The following is a 14,710-nucleotide window of genomic DNA, read 5'->3' on the forward strand; positions in this document are numbered from 1 at the left end:
TTTCTTCAACAGTTTTGATGTTTGAGCCATTCATTTTTGGCAATCCACGCCCCGCCGATGACTCCGGCGTCATTTCCAAGTGCCGCAATCGAAATATCGGCCGCTTCCGCAGAACGCGGGAACGCGGTGATTTTGAAAGTCTCTTCCACTTTTGACCGCAGGATTTCACCCGCTTTAGAGACCCCTCCGCCGAGCACGATTTTCGTCGGGTTCATGGCGCTTGCCAGATTTCCGAGCACGAGGCCTAAATGTTTTGCGACATAATCGACGACTTCAAGCGCTGTCTTATCCTGCTGTTTAGCCGCTTCGAACACGTCACGTGCCGTCAAATCATCCACTTCTAAGAGCGAAGAGTCGGAAACCGCCGCAAGCTTTTCTTTCGCGATGCGGACGATGCCTGTTGCGGACGCAATCGTTTCGATGCAGCCGGATTTTCCACAGTTGCACGGAGCTCCTCCTTCCGGAATACTGCAAATATGACCGATTTCTCCGCCGGCCCCGTTTTTACCGTGAACGATTTCTCCGTTGACGATGATGCCTCCGCCGACTCCGGTTCCGAGCGTCACTAAAATGACATCTTTGGCCCCGTCACCTGCACCCTTCCACATTTCTCCGAGCGCCGCGATATTGGCATCGTTTTCAATGACGGCCGGAATACCCGTTTCCGCCTCGAGATGGTCTTTCAGCGGATAGTTTTTCCACCCCATATTTGTCGTCTCATAGACCACTCCCGTCGCCATTTCCACGGGTCCGGGCGCTCCCATTCCGATCCATTTTACGATCCGTTTCGGCTTGTTCAGTTCTTCCAGCTTCTGATCAAGCGCTTTAGCGATCGTGACCGTAATTGTGTTTCCTGATTTATCGGTCGGAACTTCCCATTTATGCTGAATTTCACCGTACATGTTGATGAAGGCCAGCTTGATGGTTGTCCCGCCAAGATCAATCCCCGCAAACCATGTATCTTCCATAATAATCTCCTTTTCTTATTAAAATCCTGCTGTGTTATCTGCCTTTGATCCGCTCCGATTCTCTCTGAAGAACACCGGCGGCTTTTTGCCATAATTCTCTTTCAATCACGTTTGACAAGTACATTTCCTTTAATTCATCTTTCATAAAGTCAATTTCGGCTTGCCTGTCACCGAAATAAACGATATGTCCGAATGACTTAAACAGCTGCTGCACGTCATAAAATGAATTCATCTGCTTCACCATTTCTATTCTTCTTAATATAAGCGTATTTCATCACTGATCCGGGCGTCAAGCAAAAAACGATTGGAGAAAATATCCTTGTGTCATTTTCATAAATTGTATATTCATAATTGTAAAAAAACACTCATTTATGCGTTTTTCTGTTACAATACTTTCGTGCCCAAAAGCACAAAAGGATTAAAGTTTGATGGGGTGTTGTTTTGAAACAAGAAAAAAGGCTGACGTTCATCTCAGCCATCAGTTTATTTGTCTTGATGTTAGCAGTCATTATGTCCTGCCTGTTTTTCTTTCATACAGAGCCGCATATGCCGCTGTTCTTTTGCGTCATTATTCTGTCTCTGGCAGGTTTGTGGCTCGGTTTCTCGTGGGACAGTCTTGAAAAAGGAATTGTCAGCGGATTGAAAAACGGTGTGCAGCCGATTATCGTGCTGGCTTTGATCGGTGTGCTGATCGGCGCCTGGATGTACAGCGGCGCCATTCCCACCGTCACCGTTTACGCTTTGTCAATTATACAGCCGAGTCAGCTGCTTTTGACCGCATTATTTTCCTGCATGATCATCAGCACGCTTGTCGGCTCAAGTCTGACAACTGTCAGTACAATCGGCGTCGCGCTGTTAGGGGTAGCAAGCGCGGCGGGAGTTCCGCTCGAATGGACGGCGGGAGCAGTCATTTGCGGGGCTTGTTTCGGTGATAAAATGTCACCGATGTCCGACACGACGAATTTTGCCGCCGGAATCGGCGAAATTCCGATTTTTAAGCATATTCGCCATATGATGGGCACTACCGTTCCGGCACTGCTGATCACGATTGTTCTTTTTTATATTCTCGGTTCATCGGTTTCAATAAATGCCGCTTCAACGCAAAATATTGAGGCTGTCATTTCCGGAATGAAAGAGGCCGTGCACGTTACGCCTTGGTCGCTTCTTTCACCTCTGTTGGTGATCATTTTAGCTGTGAGACGGGTTTCCGTGATTCCGGTGCTTACCGCCGGTATTATTTCCGCAGGGCTTCTGACTGCTGTTTTTATTCCTGACAGCAGCATTCAAGGATTTATATCCGCCCTGCAAAGCGGGACGGCGTTTAAAACCGGCGACCAGGCTGTGGCCAGCATTATCAACAGAGGCGGGCTCCAATCGATGATGGGTTCAGTCTCTCTGATCATGATCGCCTTTGCGCTCGGCGGCCTGATGGAAAAAACGGGCCTGATCGCGGCGCTGCTTCAAGGATTGATAAAAGGCGTGCATACGAAAGGACGTCTTGTCATGGCGACCGTCTTCTCAAGTATAGGCGTAAACCTTGCGACAGGTGAGCAGTACTTGTCGATTTTAATTCCGGGTCAATCTTATAAACCTTTATATGACAGGCTCAGCATTAAGCGGATTCACCTCGCGCGGTCGCTTGAGGACGGCGGAACATTGATCAACCCGCTGATTCCCTGGGGAGTAAGCGGCGCTTTTATGGCAAGCGCACTAGGGGTTTCCGTCATCGACTACCTGCCGTTTACCTTTTTCCTGTACATTTCTCCTATGATCTCAATTCTGATCGGTTTCCTGAAAAAAAGCTGACAATACGAGAAAACCTGCCGTTTTTTACCGGCAGGTTTTCTTATGCAAAAAATCCCGCTGAAAAACGGGATTTGTTTAAAATGCCTGCTGAATGAATTTGTTTCTGATAAACGGTATTTTTAAAAAGAAATGAATGAATGACCGTCTGATCCCCGGCTGGCTGAGCACGCTGTTCATCAGACGATAGCGGTTTTGGTAAACGGCTAAAACAGATACGGCGCATAATGAGTAGATCAACAATTTTTTCATCTTATCCCTCCTGCCCCTATCGTTTGTCAAACAGCGAGAATTATTCCGGTGCAAGAAGTTTTTTATGCGATTAAGCGATGGTTTCAGATTCAGTCACGATCATATCGACCGGAATATCGTGGGGCATGCGGGGAATGCGGTCTGTCAGCTGGCAGTCAAAGAGAAGCGACACGGTACGGCCTTTATAACCGGACAGGTACCGATCATAATATCCTCCGCCGTATCCGATTCTGAAGCCTTCCCGGTCAAAAGCCACGCCGGGCACAATCACAAGGTCAATGTCATTTTGGGCGGCTTTTTCCGTCAGGCTCTCGATCGGTTCACTGAGGCCCGCATATACGGTTTCCAGCTGATCATACGCAGAAAATGTACGGAACTCCATCGCTCCCGTCTGCGGAAAGCATTTTGGGATACAGACTTGTTTTTTCTCATTCCAGGCCTGTTCAATAATCGGCCGTGTCGGAATTTCCAAGCGTGTCGAGATGGTAACGGCGATCACGCGGGCCTGTTTCCATTCTTTTAAAGAAAACAGCGTTTCACGCATGCTGCGGCATTTTTTCTCCCATTCACTTTCTGTCATGTCAGAAAGCTTTGCTTTTATATCGGTTCTGATTTGTGCTTTCACGTTTCTCAAACCTCCCTGAAAGACAAAAAAGCCAGAACTTTATTGAAAGCTCCAGCTTTTTCCGCCGTTTTAAACAGCTTATTTTGTTTCACGGTGTAACGTAGATTTTTTATCACGTGGGCAATATTTTTTAAATTCAACGCGGTCCGGATTGTTGCGTTTGTTCTTTTTAGAAATATAGTTACGCTCACCACATTCAGTGCAAGCCAAAGTAATATTAACGCGCATTATTTTCCCTCCAAACTAAATATCATTTACTTATTCAGACTTATATATAATACCACTATAATGGACGGAATGCTAGAGTGATTTACATGAAATGTTGTTTAAGTGCAGAAAACATCAGTTTATGCTTCTGATCCTCTGAATGAGCTTGCGTCAGATGAAGGGAAAATATGACGAAACAGGACAAAAAAGGGCTTTAAGATGCGAAATCTATAGAGAAATAACCGTTTGCTCCCCGAATAAAAAAGATTTCCCGACAAAATTCCGTTTTTTTCTCTATTTCCTTTAGAATGGCGGCGTTTTATGGTATAAAAAAGAAGGGCAAATTAATAATAGAAGGTGATGAAACGTGGAAATTGCTATTATTGCGTTGTTTATCGTCAGTATAGCGCTTATTGCATTCTCATATTCTCAAAGAGATCCGATGAAAGATGTAGAACAGGAGCTTGAAACGCTTCAGCTTTCCGCCATGCAGGAAATTTACAAGCTGAAAAAGAAAATGACGGTGCTTGAAGAAGAATTGCTGGAAACCAACCTCGTGATCCGCAAAGCCAAAAGCAGCGGCATTAATCAAAAAATCGCCAAACAAATCATTTCAAAATATAACAACGGAATGTCTGCGGAAGCCATCGCAAAAGCGGAGCACGTGTCTGTCGAGGACGTCAATACCATTATTAAAGATAATGAGAAGGTGCTCGTATGACAAAACGGGGCATTCAGGCTTTTGCAGCAGGCATGATTTTAGCGACGGCCGTCCTCGCCGCTGTCTTCTACTTGACTGACCATGACCAGGCAGCCGCCGTTAAAACCGAAAAAACAGCATTGACAGAAAAAGAAGTAAACAGCTACCTCGACGATCAGCAAAAAGTCTCCGTCAACCGGGATGACTATCAAAAACTGCTTGATTCTAAAGAAAAATCGTTAAACAACGACCAAAACACAGACGCCAAAAAGAAAAAAGTAACATACAAACTGACGATTAAAGACGGAATGAGCACTGCTGATGTGTCATCCATTCTTGAAAAAGAAGGGATTATTCCTTCAGCGAAGGACTTTAATGATTACGTCATTGACGCAGGCTACCATAAAGAAATCCGCGCCGGCCATTTCAAAGTCGACTCAGATATGAGCTTTAAAAAAATCGTCAAAACATTAACCCGCTAAAAAAGCTTGCAGGCATCGTCCATTCAGATGGATACGGCCGGCAGGCTTTTTTAATAGACAGTATAAAACGGACCCGGTCAATGGCCGGGCCCGTTTTTTTCATCCGAATTTTCCGGTGATATAATCATGTGTTTTTTGATGATCCGGCTGAGAAAATATTTTGCCCGTATCGCCCCACTCTACCAGTTCGCCCATATAGAAAAACGCGGTTTGATCAGAGACCCTCGCAGCCTGCTGCATGTTGTGCGTCACAATGACGATTGTATACTTTTCTTTCAATGTCAAAATCAGCTCTTCTATTTTCCGCGTGGACACGGGATCAAGAGCAGACGTCGGTTCATCCATCAGAAGGACGTCCGGTTTTGTAGCGAGCGCCCTTGCGATGCACAGCCGCTGCTGCTGACCGCCTGACAGTGAAAGCGCCTGCTGGTGAAGGCGGTCTTTCACTTCATCCCAGAGCGCAGCTGCCTTTAAAGATTCCTCGGCGATTTCAAGCAGTTTCTTTTTATTTTTTTCGCCGTGAATTCTCGGACCGTACACGACATTCTCAAATATCGACTGGGGAAACGGATTGCCTTTTTGAAACACCATACCGATCTGTTTTCTTAATTCTGCCGCATCCGTCTTTTCTTTCAGCAGATTGCGCCCGTTATAGATCATGTCGCCTGTCACTTTGACATTCGGGGCCATTTGCAGCATTAAGTTTAATGTTTTAATAAAAGTGGATTTCCCGCAGCCGGACGGACCGATGATCGCAGTTACCTTCCGCTCCTCAAAACCGATCGTAATGTCTTTTAAAGCCTGATGGGCTCCGTACCATACGTTCATGCCGTGAATATCAAATAAATTCTGTGTGTGCACCGCTTCCTTCACAAGGCTCACAGTCCTTCCCCCTATCCGAACTTTCCGTTAATGTAATCATCTGTCTTTTGCGCTTTAGGACTCGTAAAAATTTGTTCTGTCTGCCCGTATTCCACCACTTCCCCGTTTAAAAAGAAAGCCGTTCGGTCAGACACCCTAAGCGCCTGCTGCATGTTGTGCGTAACGATAATAATCGAATAATCTTTTTTCAGTTCTGTCAAAAGCGTCTCGATTCTGGCGTTTGAAATAGGGTCCAGAGCTGAAGCGGGTTCATCTAAAAGAAGTACGGCAGGTTTCATCGCAAGCGTACGGGCGATGCAAAGGCGCTGCTGCTGGCCGCCTGATAACGACAGAGCCGATGAATGAAGCCGGTCTTTGACTTCATCCCAAAGCACAGCCTTCGTTAAGCTTTCTTCGACTGCATCATCCAAAACGGCTTTTCTGCGTTCACCCGCATACTTCAGCGCATGTGTGATGTTATTGTAAATGGATTTCGGGAATGGATTCGGTTTTTGAAACACCATACCGATCTCCCGTCTGAGAGACACGACATTAATCGCTTCCCCCAAAATATTCAGCCCTTCATAAAGGATCTCTCCCTCGCTTCTTGCCGAAGGAATGGCATCGTTCATTCTGTTAATCTGTCTCAAAAATGTTGATTTCCCGCAGCCGGACGGACCGATCAGAGCCGTCACCGCATGTTTTTCAATATCCATGTTTACATCTTTAACCGCTTGTTTTTCACCGTAATAAATTGATAGATGCTTCACTTCCAAAATCGAAGACTCCGGCGAACGCTTTGTCTGTTCCGCATGTTCCCTGATGATGTGATCAATCATGTTTTCGCCTCTTTCCGATTAATTTGCCGTAAGCTTTTTATAAATGACAGATCCGAGCCATCTTGCACAAAGGTTAAACAAGAGCACCGAAATCACCAGCACCGCCGAGCCGCCGTTTGCAATCGCTTCGGCGTCAGGGATGATTCCCTGCGTATTGACACTCCATATATGAACCGCCAGCGTCTCAGCCGGCCTGAAAATGTTGAAAGGAGATGCTTCAGAAAACGGGTTTAAATCGGTAAAATTCAGCCGCGGCGTTGTCAGTCCCGCTGTAAATAACAATGCGGCCGCTTCTCCGAATACTCTTCCTGATGCGAGAATGGCTCCGGTTAAAATCGAAGGAATCGCACTCGGAATCAGCACCGTTTTGACGGTATGCCATCTCGATACGCCTAAAGCGAGAGAAGCTTCTTTCAGCTCCTTAGGAACTGCAGTGAGCGCGCCTTCTGTCACCCGGACCATAACGGGAAGGTTAAAGACCGTTAATGCGAGCGCGCCTCCGATAATCGTGTAGCCCCATCCGGTCAGGTTTACAAACATCAGCATGCCGAACATCCCGATGACAATGGACGGAAGCGAAGACAGCACCTCAATACACGTTCTGATAAAATCGGTGATTTTATTTTGGGGCGCATATTCAGCCATAAAGACGCCGCCCCCCACACCAAGCGGTATCGTGATCAGCATGGTGATAAACAGAATGTAAAAGGAGTTAAAAAGCTGATCCCGTATTCCGCCGCCTGACGCAATGGCGCTCGATTTTGACGTAAGAAAATGCAAGGAGATTTCAGAGACGCCGTGAATAAGAATGTACAAAAACAATCCTGCCAAAATCGCCGCGATTACAGCGGCGCATAACCCGAATACACCGGTGGCCAATTTATCCGTTATTTTCCGGTTCATTACACTTTCCTCCTAGATGACAAGTAGCGTATGAGCAATATAAACAGAAACGACATGATGAGAAGAACAAGCCCCATAGACCATAACGTATTATTTTCAATACTGCCGTATGTGGTATGGCCCATGTTTAACGTAATAATCGTCGTTAATGTTCCCGCCGTATCAAGCAGGCTTTCCGGCAGAAGCTTTGTATTTCCGATAACCATCTGTACGGCGAGTGCTTCTCCGAACGCTCTTGCCATCCCGAGCACGACGGCGGTCAGCAATGTCGGAAACGCCGCCGGGATAAGCACCTTTCTGATTGTCTGCCACCTCGTCGCACCAAGCGCGTATGAACCGTCGCGAAGATGTTTCGGAAGTGACGCAAGCGCATCAGCGGAAATCGATGTAACAGTCGGCAGAATCATTACCGAGAGTACGATCGTCCCCGCCAGAAGGCTGTGACCCGTTCCGCTTGATTTAAAAGAGCCGATAAACGGAACCAATACTGTAAGACCTATGAATCCATAAACGACGGACGGAATGCCGACAAGCAGCTCAATTACCGGCTGCAGCACCTTTTTCCCCCAAGTCGGCGCAATTTCCGTCATAAACACGGCACCCGCAATACCGAGGGGCGCTGCGATCAGAGCCGACAGAACCGTGACCGCAAATGATCCGAAAATAAAAGGCAGCGCGCCGAACTCAGGTTTTGCCTGGGTTGGATTCCAATTCAGACTTGTTAAGAACTCAATCGGGCTTACACCATTTACAAAAAAAGATTGCAGCCCCTTTATGCCGAGAAAGATTGTGATCGCCGCTGATGCCGCAATGATAATCGCGGCACACACAGACACAATCACCCTTCCGCGGACTTCATCCATTTGCCTGTTTTGTTTTGAGCTTATTAAGCGTTCGCTTACAGACTCTTTTTCTCTGTGATTTATCATTTGTTTACACTCCTATAAAGAAGAAGAGGCGGGGAGCCCGCCCTCCCCTCAGCTTTGCTTGCCGTTTGCGTCACGTGTGACTTTCATATCAGAGATCGGAATGTAGCCTTGATCTTTTACGATACTTTTCTGTACTTCATCGCTGTTCATATAGTCAAGAAACGTTTTTGTAAGGCTTGACGCTTCACCTTTCGTATAAGAGTGCTCGTAAGCCCAAATCGGATACTCGCCTGTGATGACGTTTTTCTCTTCCGGTTTGATGCCTCCGATCGATAAAGGCGTTACTTTGTCATCGTTTATATAAGAGAATGCCAGATAACCGATAGCTCCCGGCGTTTCCGCAATGATTTTTTTGACTGTATTGGAGGAATCCTCTGTAATGCCCTCAGCAGGATCTGCTCCGTCAAGCGCGTATTTGACGAACGTAGCGCGTGTTCCTGATGAATCAGGACGGTTCACGAGTGTAATTTTTTGATCTTTACCGCCAAGCTCTTTCCAGTTTTTAATTTTGCCTGTAAAGACGTCTGTCAGCTGTTTTTTGGTTATATCCTTTACGCCCGCACCGGGGTTGACCGCAGCCGCCATCGCCACTACCGCTACTCGGTGGTCTTTTAGGGCTTTTGCATCAATGCCTTCCTTTTCTTCAGCAAAGACATCTGAGTTGCCGATTTGCACTGCCCCTTCAGACACTTGCGAAAGACCTGTTCCTGAACCTCCCGCTTGCACCTGCACATCAGCATCCGGATGTTTTTCCATAAACTTTTCCGCCGCTGCCAGTACTAACGGCTGCATGGCTGATGAACCAGAAATGGTTAAAGAACCTGATGCTTTTTTATCCTCACTTGCAGATTGACTGTCTGTCTTGCCGCTTTCCTTTGCATTTCCGCATGCTGCAGCAACAATCATAACAGCAGCCATCAGAAGCATAAGCATCCATTTGTTTTTTTTCATTTCCTGAATTCCCCCTGCATTTAATGTGTAATTTGTCCTACAGGTCTAGAGTAAAGGGTTCTTGTAAAATGCGTATAAATCAAGTGTTAAGGTTTTGTAAATCCGGATGTTTTTTTGTATAAAAAAAACGCTCACAAGTTGTGAGCGTTTTTCTGTTAGTGATTTGTATTGCCGTTTTCAGCGTCTTCCTGAATTTTATCTTCGTTTTTCTGCTTCGTATTATTATCTTCTTGTTTCTTTTTCAGCTCAAAGTATTTGTCCAGAGCTGCTCTCCCTATATCATTCGTAATCGAATATCGATCGCTGTAATCAATATAGGCCCAAGGAACGACTACAGAAATAGCCACTTCCGGATTATCCGCAGGTGCATAAGCGACAAGAGTCGTATTATACGTTCCTTCACCCGTCTCTGATTTGTCCGGACCGTCATAGAAAGATTGCGCCGTACCCGTTTTACCGGCAGGACTGTATGTCGCCGTCGCAAAATCAGTTGCGGCTGTCCCTTTTGTCATGACGCGTCTGAAACCCGCCTGCACTTCTTTAATATCTGCATTATTCATATCAATCTTGTTCAGTACTTGGGGCTGAACAGACTCTACAACGGCTCCGATTCCTTTTTTCGAATCAGGCTGCCTGACCTCTTTTACAAGCTGAGGCTTCAAACGATAGCCTCCATTGGCGATTGTAGATACATACTGCGCCATTTGCAGCGGTGTAAACGTATCATACTGTCCGATGGCAAAGTCTAACAGAAGACCGGAAATTCGCTGTGATCCTTGGTACCCGGTCGCTTCATTCGGGAGATCAATTCCCGTCTTAACTCCGAGTCCGAACTGATTGAAGTAGTATCTGAAAGTATCGAATGCCTTCATATCAAGCGGCAGGGACTGGCCTTTTTTGTACTCCCCTTTACCGACAGCAATCGCCGTTTTGAACATGAACACGTTTGATGATTCCTGAAGCGCTTTTTCGATATCTACGGGACCTAAATTCGTCCATGATTTTTTCGGGTTTTTACTTCCCTTGAAATACATAGGTTCATCCTGAAAAACGGTGTTCAAATTAATCGCGCCCGTCTGCAGTCCGGTCAACACCGTCGCTCCTTTGACCGCCGATCCCATTGCGTAGGAGGAAGTCATTGCGCCGAGGGCATAATCATTAATTTTGTACTTTCCATGGTCATTCGTAATCTGTTTGCCGGCCATCGTCAGCACTTCTCCGTTTTTCGGGTTCATCATGACGACGAAGGCCCGGTCAAGAAGCTTCGTGCTCGGTCTCGCTTTTGCCGATTTTAAATTTTTCTCAATGATTTTTTCAACGGATTTCTGCAGGTCCATATCAATGGATAAAACAAGGTCTTTGCCGGCCTGTCCTTTTGAAATCACTTTGCTGCCCGTGACATTTCCGGATGAGTCGGTTAAATTCTGCACTTTCTCTTTTTGGCCCTGCAGCAGGCTTTCATATTGATATTCTAAATAGCTTTTTCCGACCCTGTCATTCCGGCTGTAGCCGAGTGACAGATAGTGATCCAGCAGGTTGGACGGAAGACCTTCGTTCGAACTGGATACACTGCCGAGCAATGTCCGGATCAGGCTTTTATAAGGATAAGACCGTTCCCAGTCAGACGTCACGTCAACCCCCGGCAGTTCATCTAAATGTTCGCTGACGACGGCCATTTCTTTTGCCGACACCCCTTCATTTTTGATGTATTGAGGCGTCAGTGAGTAGCCTGAATCCATCTGCCTTTTAATCGCAAGGATCTGCATGTCTTTTGAAGTGAGCTCATTCAGCTGTTTGTCTGTGATGCGTTTCAGCTGAAGCTGATATAAATCATCGTCAGACAGTTTTTTGTCTTCAGCTTTTTGCTTTTCTTCGGCCGTAATCAGTTTTTTCGCTTCATCAGGCCTCGTTAACATCCAATAGTCTTTTTTATCCCGCTCAGTCACCTTTTTGGTGCTTACCTTAATCATACCCGACAGTTTTTTTGCGATTTTTAAACGCTGCGCCTGGGTGGTTGAGGCTGAACGTGTATATGTAATCGCATTTAATGCTTTATTCGTTACGATGGGATTTAGGTTCCGGTCGTATATTTTCCCTCTCGGAACCGCCGTGCTGACATCAGACTCCTCCTGCTTATTGGCGGCGTTTTTATAATCATCACCCTGAACGATCTGCTTGATGCCAAGCTCGACGATAATCCAAGTGAAAATAAGAAACGCGGCCAAAAACAAAAAATTAAGCCGGATCGGCAGTGATTTTTTCTTTTCTTTGTTTACAGCTATTTTCTTTTTATTTCTCCTCATGACATCACCTTTTCTTATTTACAGAAAGAAATGACACCTTCTGTTCAGGTGCCATTTTTCATTCTAAAGGTTTTTTCGATATTTTTCTACAGATAACCCTTTTATCTTTCTCCTTTTATAAAATTCGGTTCCGCCGCCTGTTTTTGTCGGTCTTCTTCTACTGTTTCATCAGAAGTTTCCGTATCCAGTTTGATGTCTTTTATAAAGTAATAAATCAGCGGATGGCCGGCTCCGAGCAGCACGAGCGCCGCCGGTATTCCCACTTTTTCCTTGAATAATGTAACGATTACAAGGAAACAAAGGATGGAAACGATCCGGCCCGCATTTAAAAATAACTCCCTGAGCACAATGTATTCAATTCTGGCTTTTCTGGCAAGCCGCGCCCGGCCTATCACATCATATGTAAGCGAGACATACGGCACGAGCAGAACTGGATAGCCGATCGCAATAAACACTCCGTACAAAAGGAGCGTCGTGAAGCTCATTTTAAAAATGATGAGAAACAGGGCGCCGTACAAGATCAATCCGCCGATAAGAATCGCCTTTTTCCGCGCTCTTTTTTTGATGAGCCTTGATGCAAAATAATAGGCAAAAAAAGAAACCGCGGAATTGACGAGGCCGAATGTTCCGAGCGCCAGCTCACTGTTTGTCGCAATGAATACAAATACGCTGATTAAAAAAACAAAAATCCCTTCTCTCAAGCCTTGAAAAAAGTGCGCGTTGGTAATCCGGCGCCAATTCAGATTCGTGTGGCGCTCATCAAAAACTTTTTTCAGCATAAACCGGCCTTTCGACTCCCTCCGCTTCAGAAAAAAGCTCATGACCACGGCAAGGGCAAATAAGCCGAGCGACAGGCTGAAAATGATTGTATAACCCGTATTGTTTTCAAGTCTTGAAATGACATATCCGGCCACAATCGGACCGATCATGCCCGCCGATGAAGACAAAATGCCTAAAAACCCGTTAAAAAAATCTCTCGTTTCCGGTTCCGTGATTTCGAAAGTCAGCACATTAAAAGCCAGCCAGTAAAAGCCGTATCCAACTCCGAGCACAGCCCCTATCAAAACGAGACGGGAAGCCGCAGTTTCTCCTGCAAGCAGCACACTTAAATAAAAAGCGGCCAAAAAGATAACGCCGAACCTGAGAATAAACACCCTGTCAATTTTTTTAGCCAGCCGGCCAGCCAGCAGAAAGGTAATCGGCTGCATCGTTACGACCGACAAATTGTATATGGCCAAATCAATAAATTTTCCCGACTGCTTCCACAAATACACGTTGACAAATGTATTTGACAGCGCGATGCCCAATGAGTAAAGGCCGCCAATCGTCAATAGCAGCAGCAGCCCTTTATTTATTTCGATGTCGCCGATAATTTTTTTTATTTTGCTCATCATTGACTCCCCTTTACTACACATTAGTTTGTCTCACTCAAACTGAGATATGTAAAAGGAATCAAAGTCAATAAAAAAACAAGGCCTCCCGCGGGAGACCTTGTGATCATTCAACTCAATTATTTTGCTTCGCTGTAAAGACGGGCAACTTCATCCCAGTTCACAACATTCCAGAAAGCTGAAATGTAATCAGGACGGCGGTTTTGGTAGTTCAGGTAGTAAGCGTGCTCCCAAACATCAAGACCGAGAACAGGTGTTTTACCCTCTGAAAGCGGTGAATCTTGGTTTGGCGTGCTTGTAATTTCAAGTTTGCCGTTGTTTACAACGAGCCAAGCCCAGCCTGAACCGAAACGGCCTGCAGCTGCTGCCGCGAATTTTTCTTTGAATTGATCGAAGCTTCCGAACGTGCTTTTGATCTCTTCAGCAAGCTCACCAGTCGGTTCGCCTCCGCCGTTCGGAGATAAAAGAGTCCAGAATAAAGAGTGGTTTGCATGTCCGCCGCCATTGTTGCGGACTGCCGTGCGGATGTCCTCCGGCACTGCGTTCAAATCAGCAACAAGCTCATCTACAGATTTCTCTGCAAGCGCTGATCCTTCGATCGCTTTGTTGAGGTTTGTCACGTATGTGTTATGGTGCTTCGTATGGTGAATCGTCATCGTTTCCTTATCGATATGAGGTTCTAAAGCATCATAAGCGTAAGGCAATTCTGGAAGTTTGTAAGCCATAATTTTTTCCTCCTTTAAATATATGTACTGAAATGCCGCTTAACGCGAACTTTTCTAATCTCAATGTAACAAAAGAAAGCGTGGTAATCAATGAAAAAGCTCACAATCCGGCGATTCCAGCAGACATATTACACTTTATCCGTTCATGGCCGAAATTAAACCTTTCTAAAGCACCGTCCACAAGAAATATCCGATCATAAAGAGCTGAATGACGCCTTTTGCCGCCACGCTTGTTAAAAAGCCGATTAACGAGCCGAGCCCCACTTTTGCCGCGGACTTGATATCCTTTTGATGAACAAACACCTCAGCGCAGACAGCACCGATAAACGGGCCTAATATAATGCCTGCCACGGGAATGACGAAGGGTCCGATCAATAATCCGATCGTGCTTCCCCAGATCGCCGCCCTGCTTCCTCCGTACCTTTTAACGCCAAGTAAATTTGACACATAGTCAGCTGCGAATAAAACGGCCGCAAATACCGCCTCAATGAGCCAAAACAGGTAAGAATATGGACTGAAGGAAAACAAAAATCCGTAGAGAAGAAAACCGGCCACAATAAAAATAACGCTTGGAATCACCGGATATACAAGTCCGATAAAAGCAATGACGAAGACCGCAATGATAATCAGCCAATACAAAACACTCATGACAAAAACACCCTCCTTTGTTTTGCGGGCGATCACCGCTTCCCGCTTTATCTTATTATGTATGATTCCTTATCACCGCTTTAAATACTCTCACTTGTGTTCATCCCCTGTGAACGATACAAT

At 45.8% G+C, this 14,710-nt stretch carries 17 protein-coding genes; 3 read left to right on the top strand and 14 right to left on the bottom strand.

What is annotated here, in order from left to right; translation table 11 throughout:
- Window positions 1-5: 5 nt before the first annotated feature.
- Together glcK and SB847_RS07725 are read right to left on the bottom strand one after the other, a co-directional pair.
- Window positions 6-968: a glucose kinase GlcK gene (gene glcK / locus SB847_RS07720; RefSeq protein WP_410577506.1), complete on the bottom strand. Its 963-nt coding sequence runs from the start codon at window positions 966-968 to the stop codon at window positions 6-8.
- 34 nt (window positions 969-1,002) lie between these two features.
- On the bottom strand, window positions 1,003-1,212 hold the full coding sequence (locus SB847_RS07725; protein WP_007612586.1) for a YqgQ family protein: 210 nt from the start codon (window positions 1,210-1,212) through the stop codon (window positions 1,003-1,005).
- A 197-nt stretch (window positions 1,213-1,409) separates the two neighbouring features.
- Here SB847_RS07725 and nhaC point away from each other — a divergent pair, with 197 nt between their 5' ends.
- On the top strand, window positions 1,410-2,774 hold the full coding sequence (gene nhaC / locus SB847_RS07730; protein WP_308825945.1) for a Na+/H+ antiporter NhaC: 1,365 nt from the start codon (window positions 1,410-1,412) through the stop codon (window positions 2,772-2,774).
- A gap of 75 nt (window positions 2,775-2,849) precedes the next feature.
- Here the strand turns inward: nhaC and SB847_RS07735 are convergent, their stop codons facing one another.
- From SB847_RS07735 to rpmG, 3 genes are all read right to left on the bottom strand, one after another.
- Window positions 2,850-3,023 carry a hypothetical protein gene (locus SB847_RS07735; RefSeq protein WP_007408311.1) on the bottom strand — a complete coding sequence of 58 codons (174 nt, stop codon included), beginning with the start codon at window positions 3,021-3,023 and terminating at the stop codon, window positions 2,850-2,852.
- 70 nt (window positions 3,024-3,093) lie between these two features.
- Window positions 3,094-3,648, bottom strand: coding sequence for a 5-formyltetrahydrofolate cyclo-ligase (locus SB847_RS07740; protein ID WP_088461127.1), 555 nt, complete (start codon window positions 3,646-3,648; stop codon window positions 3,094-3,096).
- A 78-nt stretch (window positions 3,649-3,726) separates the two neighbouring features.
- Window positions 3,727-3,876, bottom strand: a complete 150-nt coding sequence (gene rpmG / locus SB847_RS07745) for a 50S ribosomal protein L33 (RefSeq protein WP_003153056.1) — start codon at window positions 3,874-3,876, stop codon at window positions 3,727-3,729.
- 346 nt (window positions 3,877-4,222) lie between these two features.
- Here rpmG and SB847_RS07750 point away from each other — a divergent pair, with 346 nt between their 5' ends.
- Both SB847_RS07750 and SB847_RS07755 read left to right on the top strand, forming a co-directional pair.
- Window positions 4,223-4,576: a hypothetical protein gene (locus SB847_RS07750; protein ID WP_003153047.1), complete on the top strand. Its 354-nt coding sequence runs from the start codon at window positions 4,223-4,225 to the stop codon at window positions 4,574-4,576.
- Window positions 4,573-5,037, top strand: a complete 465-nt coding sequence (locus SB847_RS07755) for an endolytic transglycosylase MltG (protein WP_007408308.1) — start codon at window positions 4,573-4,575, stop codon at window positions 5,035-5,037. The genes SB847_RS07750 and SB847_RS07755 overlap by 4 nt, the downstream gene beginning before the upstream one ends.
- A 99-nt stretch (window positions 5,038-5,136) precedes the next feature.
- Here the strand turns inward: SB847_RS07755 and pstB (SB847_RS07760) are convergent, their stop codons facing one another.
- The 9 genes from pstB (SB847_RS07760) to SB847_RS07800 form a co-directional block, all read right to left on the bottom strand.
- Window positions 5,137-5,919, bottom strand: a complete 783-nt coding sequence (gene pstB / locus SB847_RS07760; RefSeq protein WP_003153040.1) for a phosphate ABC transporter ATP-binding protein PstB — start codon at window positions 5,917-5,919, stop codon at window positions 5,137-5,139.
- A gap of 11 nt (window positions 5,920-5,930) precedes the next feature.
- On the bottom strand, window positions 5,931-6,737 hold the full coding sequence (gene pstB, locus SB847_RS07765; RefSeq protein ID WP_410561492.1) for a phosphate ABC transporter ATP-binding protein PstB: 807 nt from the start codon (window positions 6,735-6,737) through the stop codon (window positions 5,931-5,933).
- An 18-nt stretch (window positions 6,738-6,755) separates the two neighbouring features.
- The gene (gene pstA, locus SB847_RS07770) at window positions 6,756-7,640 is read right to left on the bottom strand and encodes a phosphate ABC transporter permease PstA (protein WP_007612597.1); all 885 of its coding nucleotides are present in this window, start codon (window positions 7,638-7,640) and stop codon (window positions 6,756-6,758) included.
- Window positions 7,640-8,569, bottom strand: coding sequence for a phosphate ABC transporter permease subunit PstC (pstC, locus tag SB847_RS07775; protein WP_012117997.1), 930 nt, complete (start codon window positions 8,567-8,569; stop codon window positions 7,640-7,642). Before pstC ends, pstA begins: the two co-directional genes overlap by 1 nt.
- A gap of 48 nt (window positions 8,570-8,617) precedes the next feature.
- Window positions 8,618-9,520, bottom strand: coding sequence for a phosphate ABC transporter substrate-binding protein (locus SB847_RS07780; protein WP_410561490.1), 903 nt, complete (start codon window positions 9,518-9,520; stop codon window positions 8,618-8,620).
- 155 nt (window positions 9,521-9,675) lie between these two features.
- Entirely contained in the window at window positions 9,676-11,823 is a 2,148-nt protein-coding gene (gene pbpA / locus SB847_RS07785; RefSeq protein ID WP_032873993.1) for a penicillin-binding protein 2A, read from the bottom strand.
- Between the two features lie 101 nt (window positions 11,824-11,924).
- On the bottom strand, window positions 11,925-13,214 hold the full coding sequence (locus SB847_RS07790) for an MFS transporter (protein WP_007612614.1): 1,290 nt from the start codon (window positions 13,212-13,214) through the stop codon (window positions 11,925-11,927).
- Between the two features lie 119 nt (window positions 13,215-13,333).
- Window positions 13,334-13,939 (bottom strand): superoxide dismutase SodA, encoded by a 606-nt coding sequence (gene sodA, locus SB847_RS07795; protein WP_003153025.1) that lies wholly within the window; start codon window positions 13,937-13,939, stop codon window positions 13,334-13,336.
- Between the two features lie 165 nt (window positions 13,940-14,104).
- On the bottom strand, window positions 14,105-14,587 hold the full coding sequence (locus SB847_RS07800) for a DUF456 domain-containing protein (RefSeq protein WP_015387996.1): 483 nt from the start codon (window positions 14,585-14,587) through the stop codon (window positions 14,105-14,107).
- Window positions 14,588-14,710: the final 123 nt, after the last annotated feature.

This window comes from Bacillus sp. SIMBA_026 (assembly GCF_046535335.1).
GTDB lineage: Bacteria > Bacillota > Bacilli > Bacillales > Bacillaceae > Bacillus > Bacillus velezensis.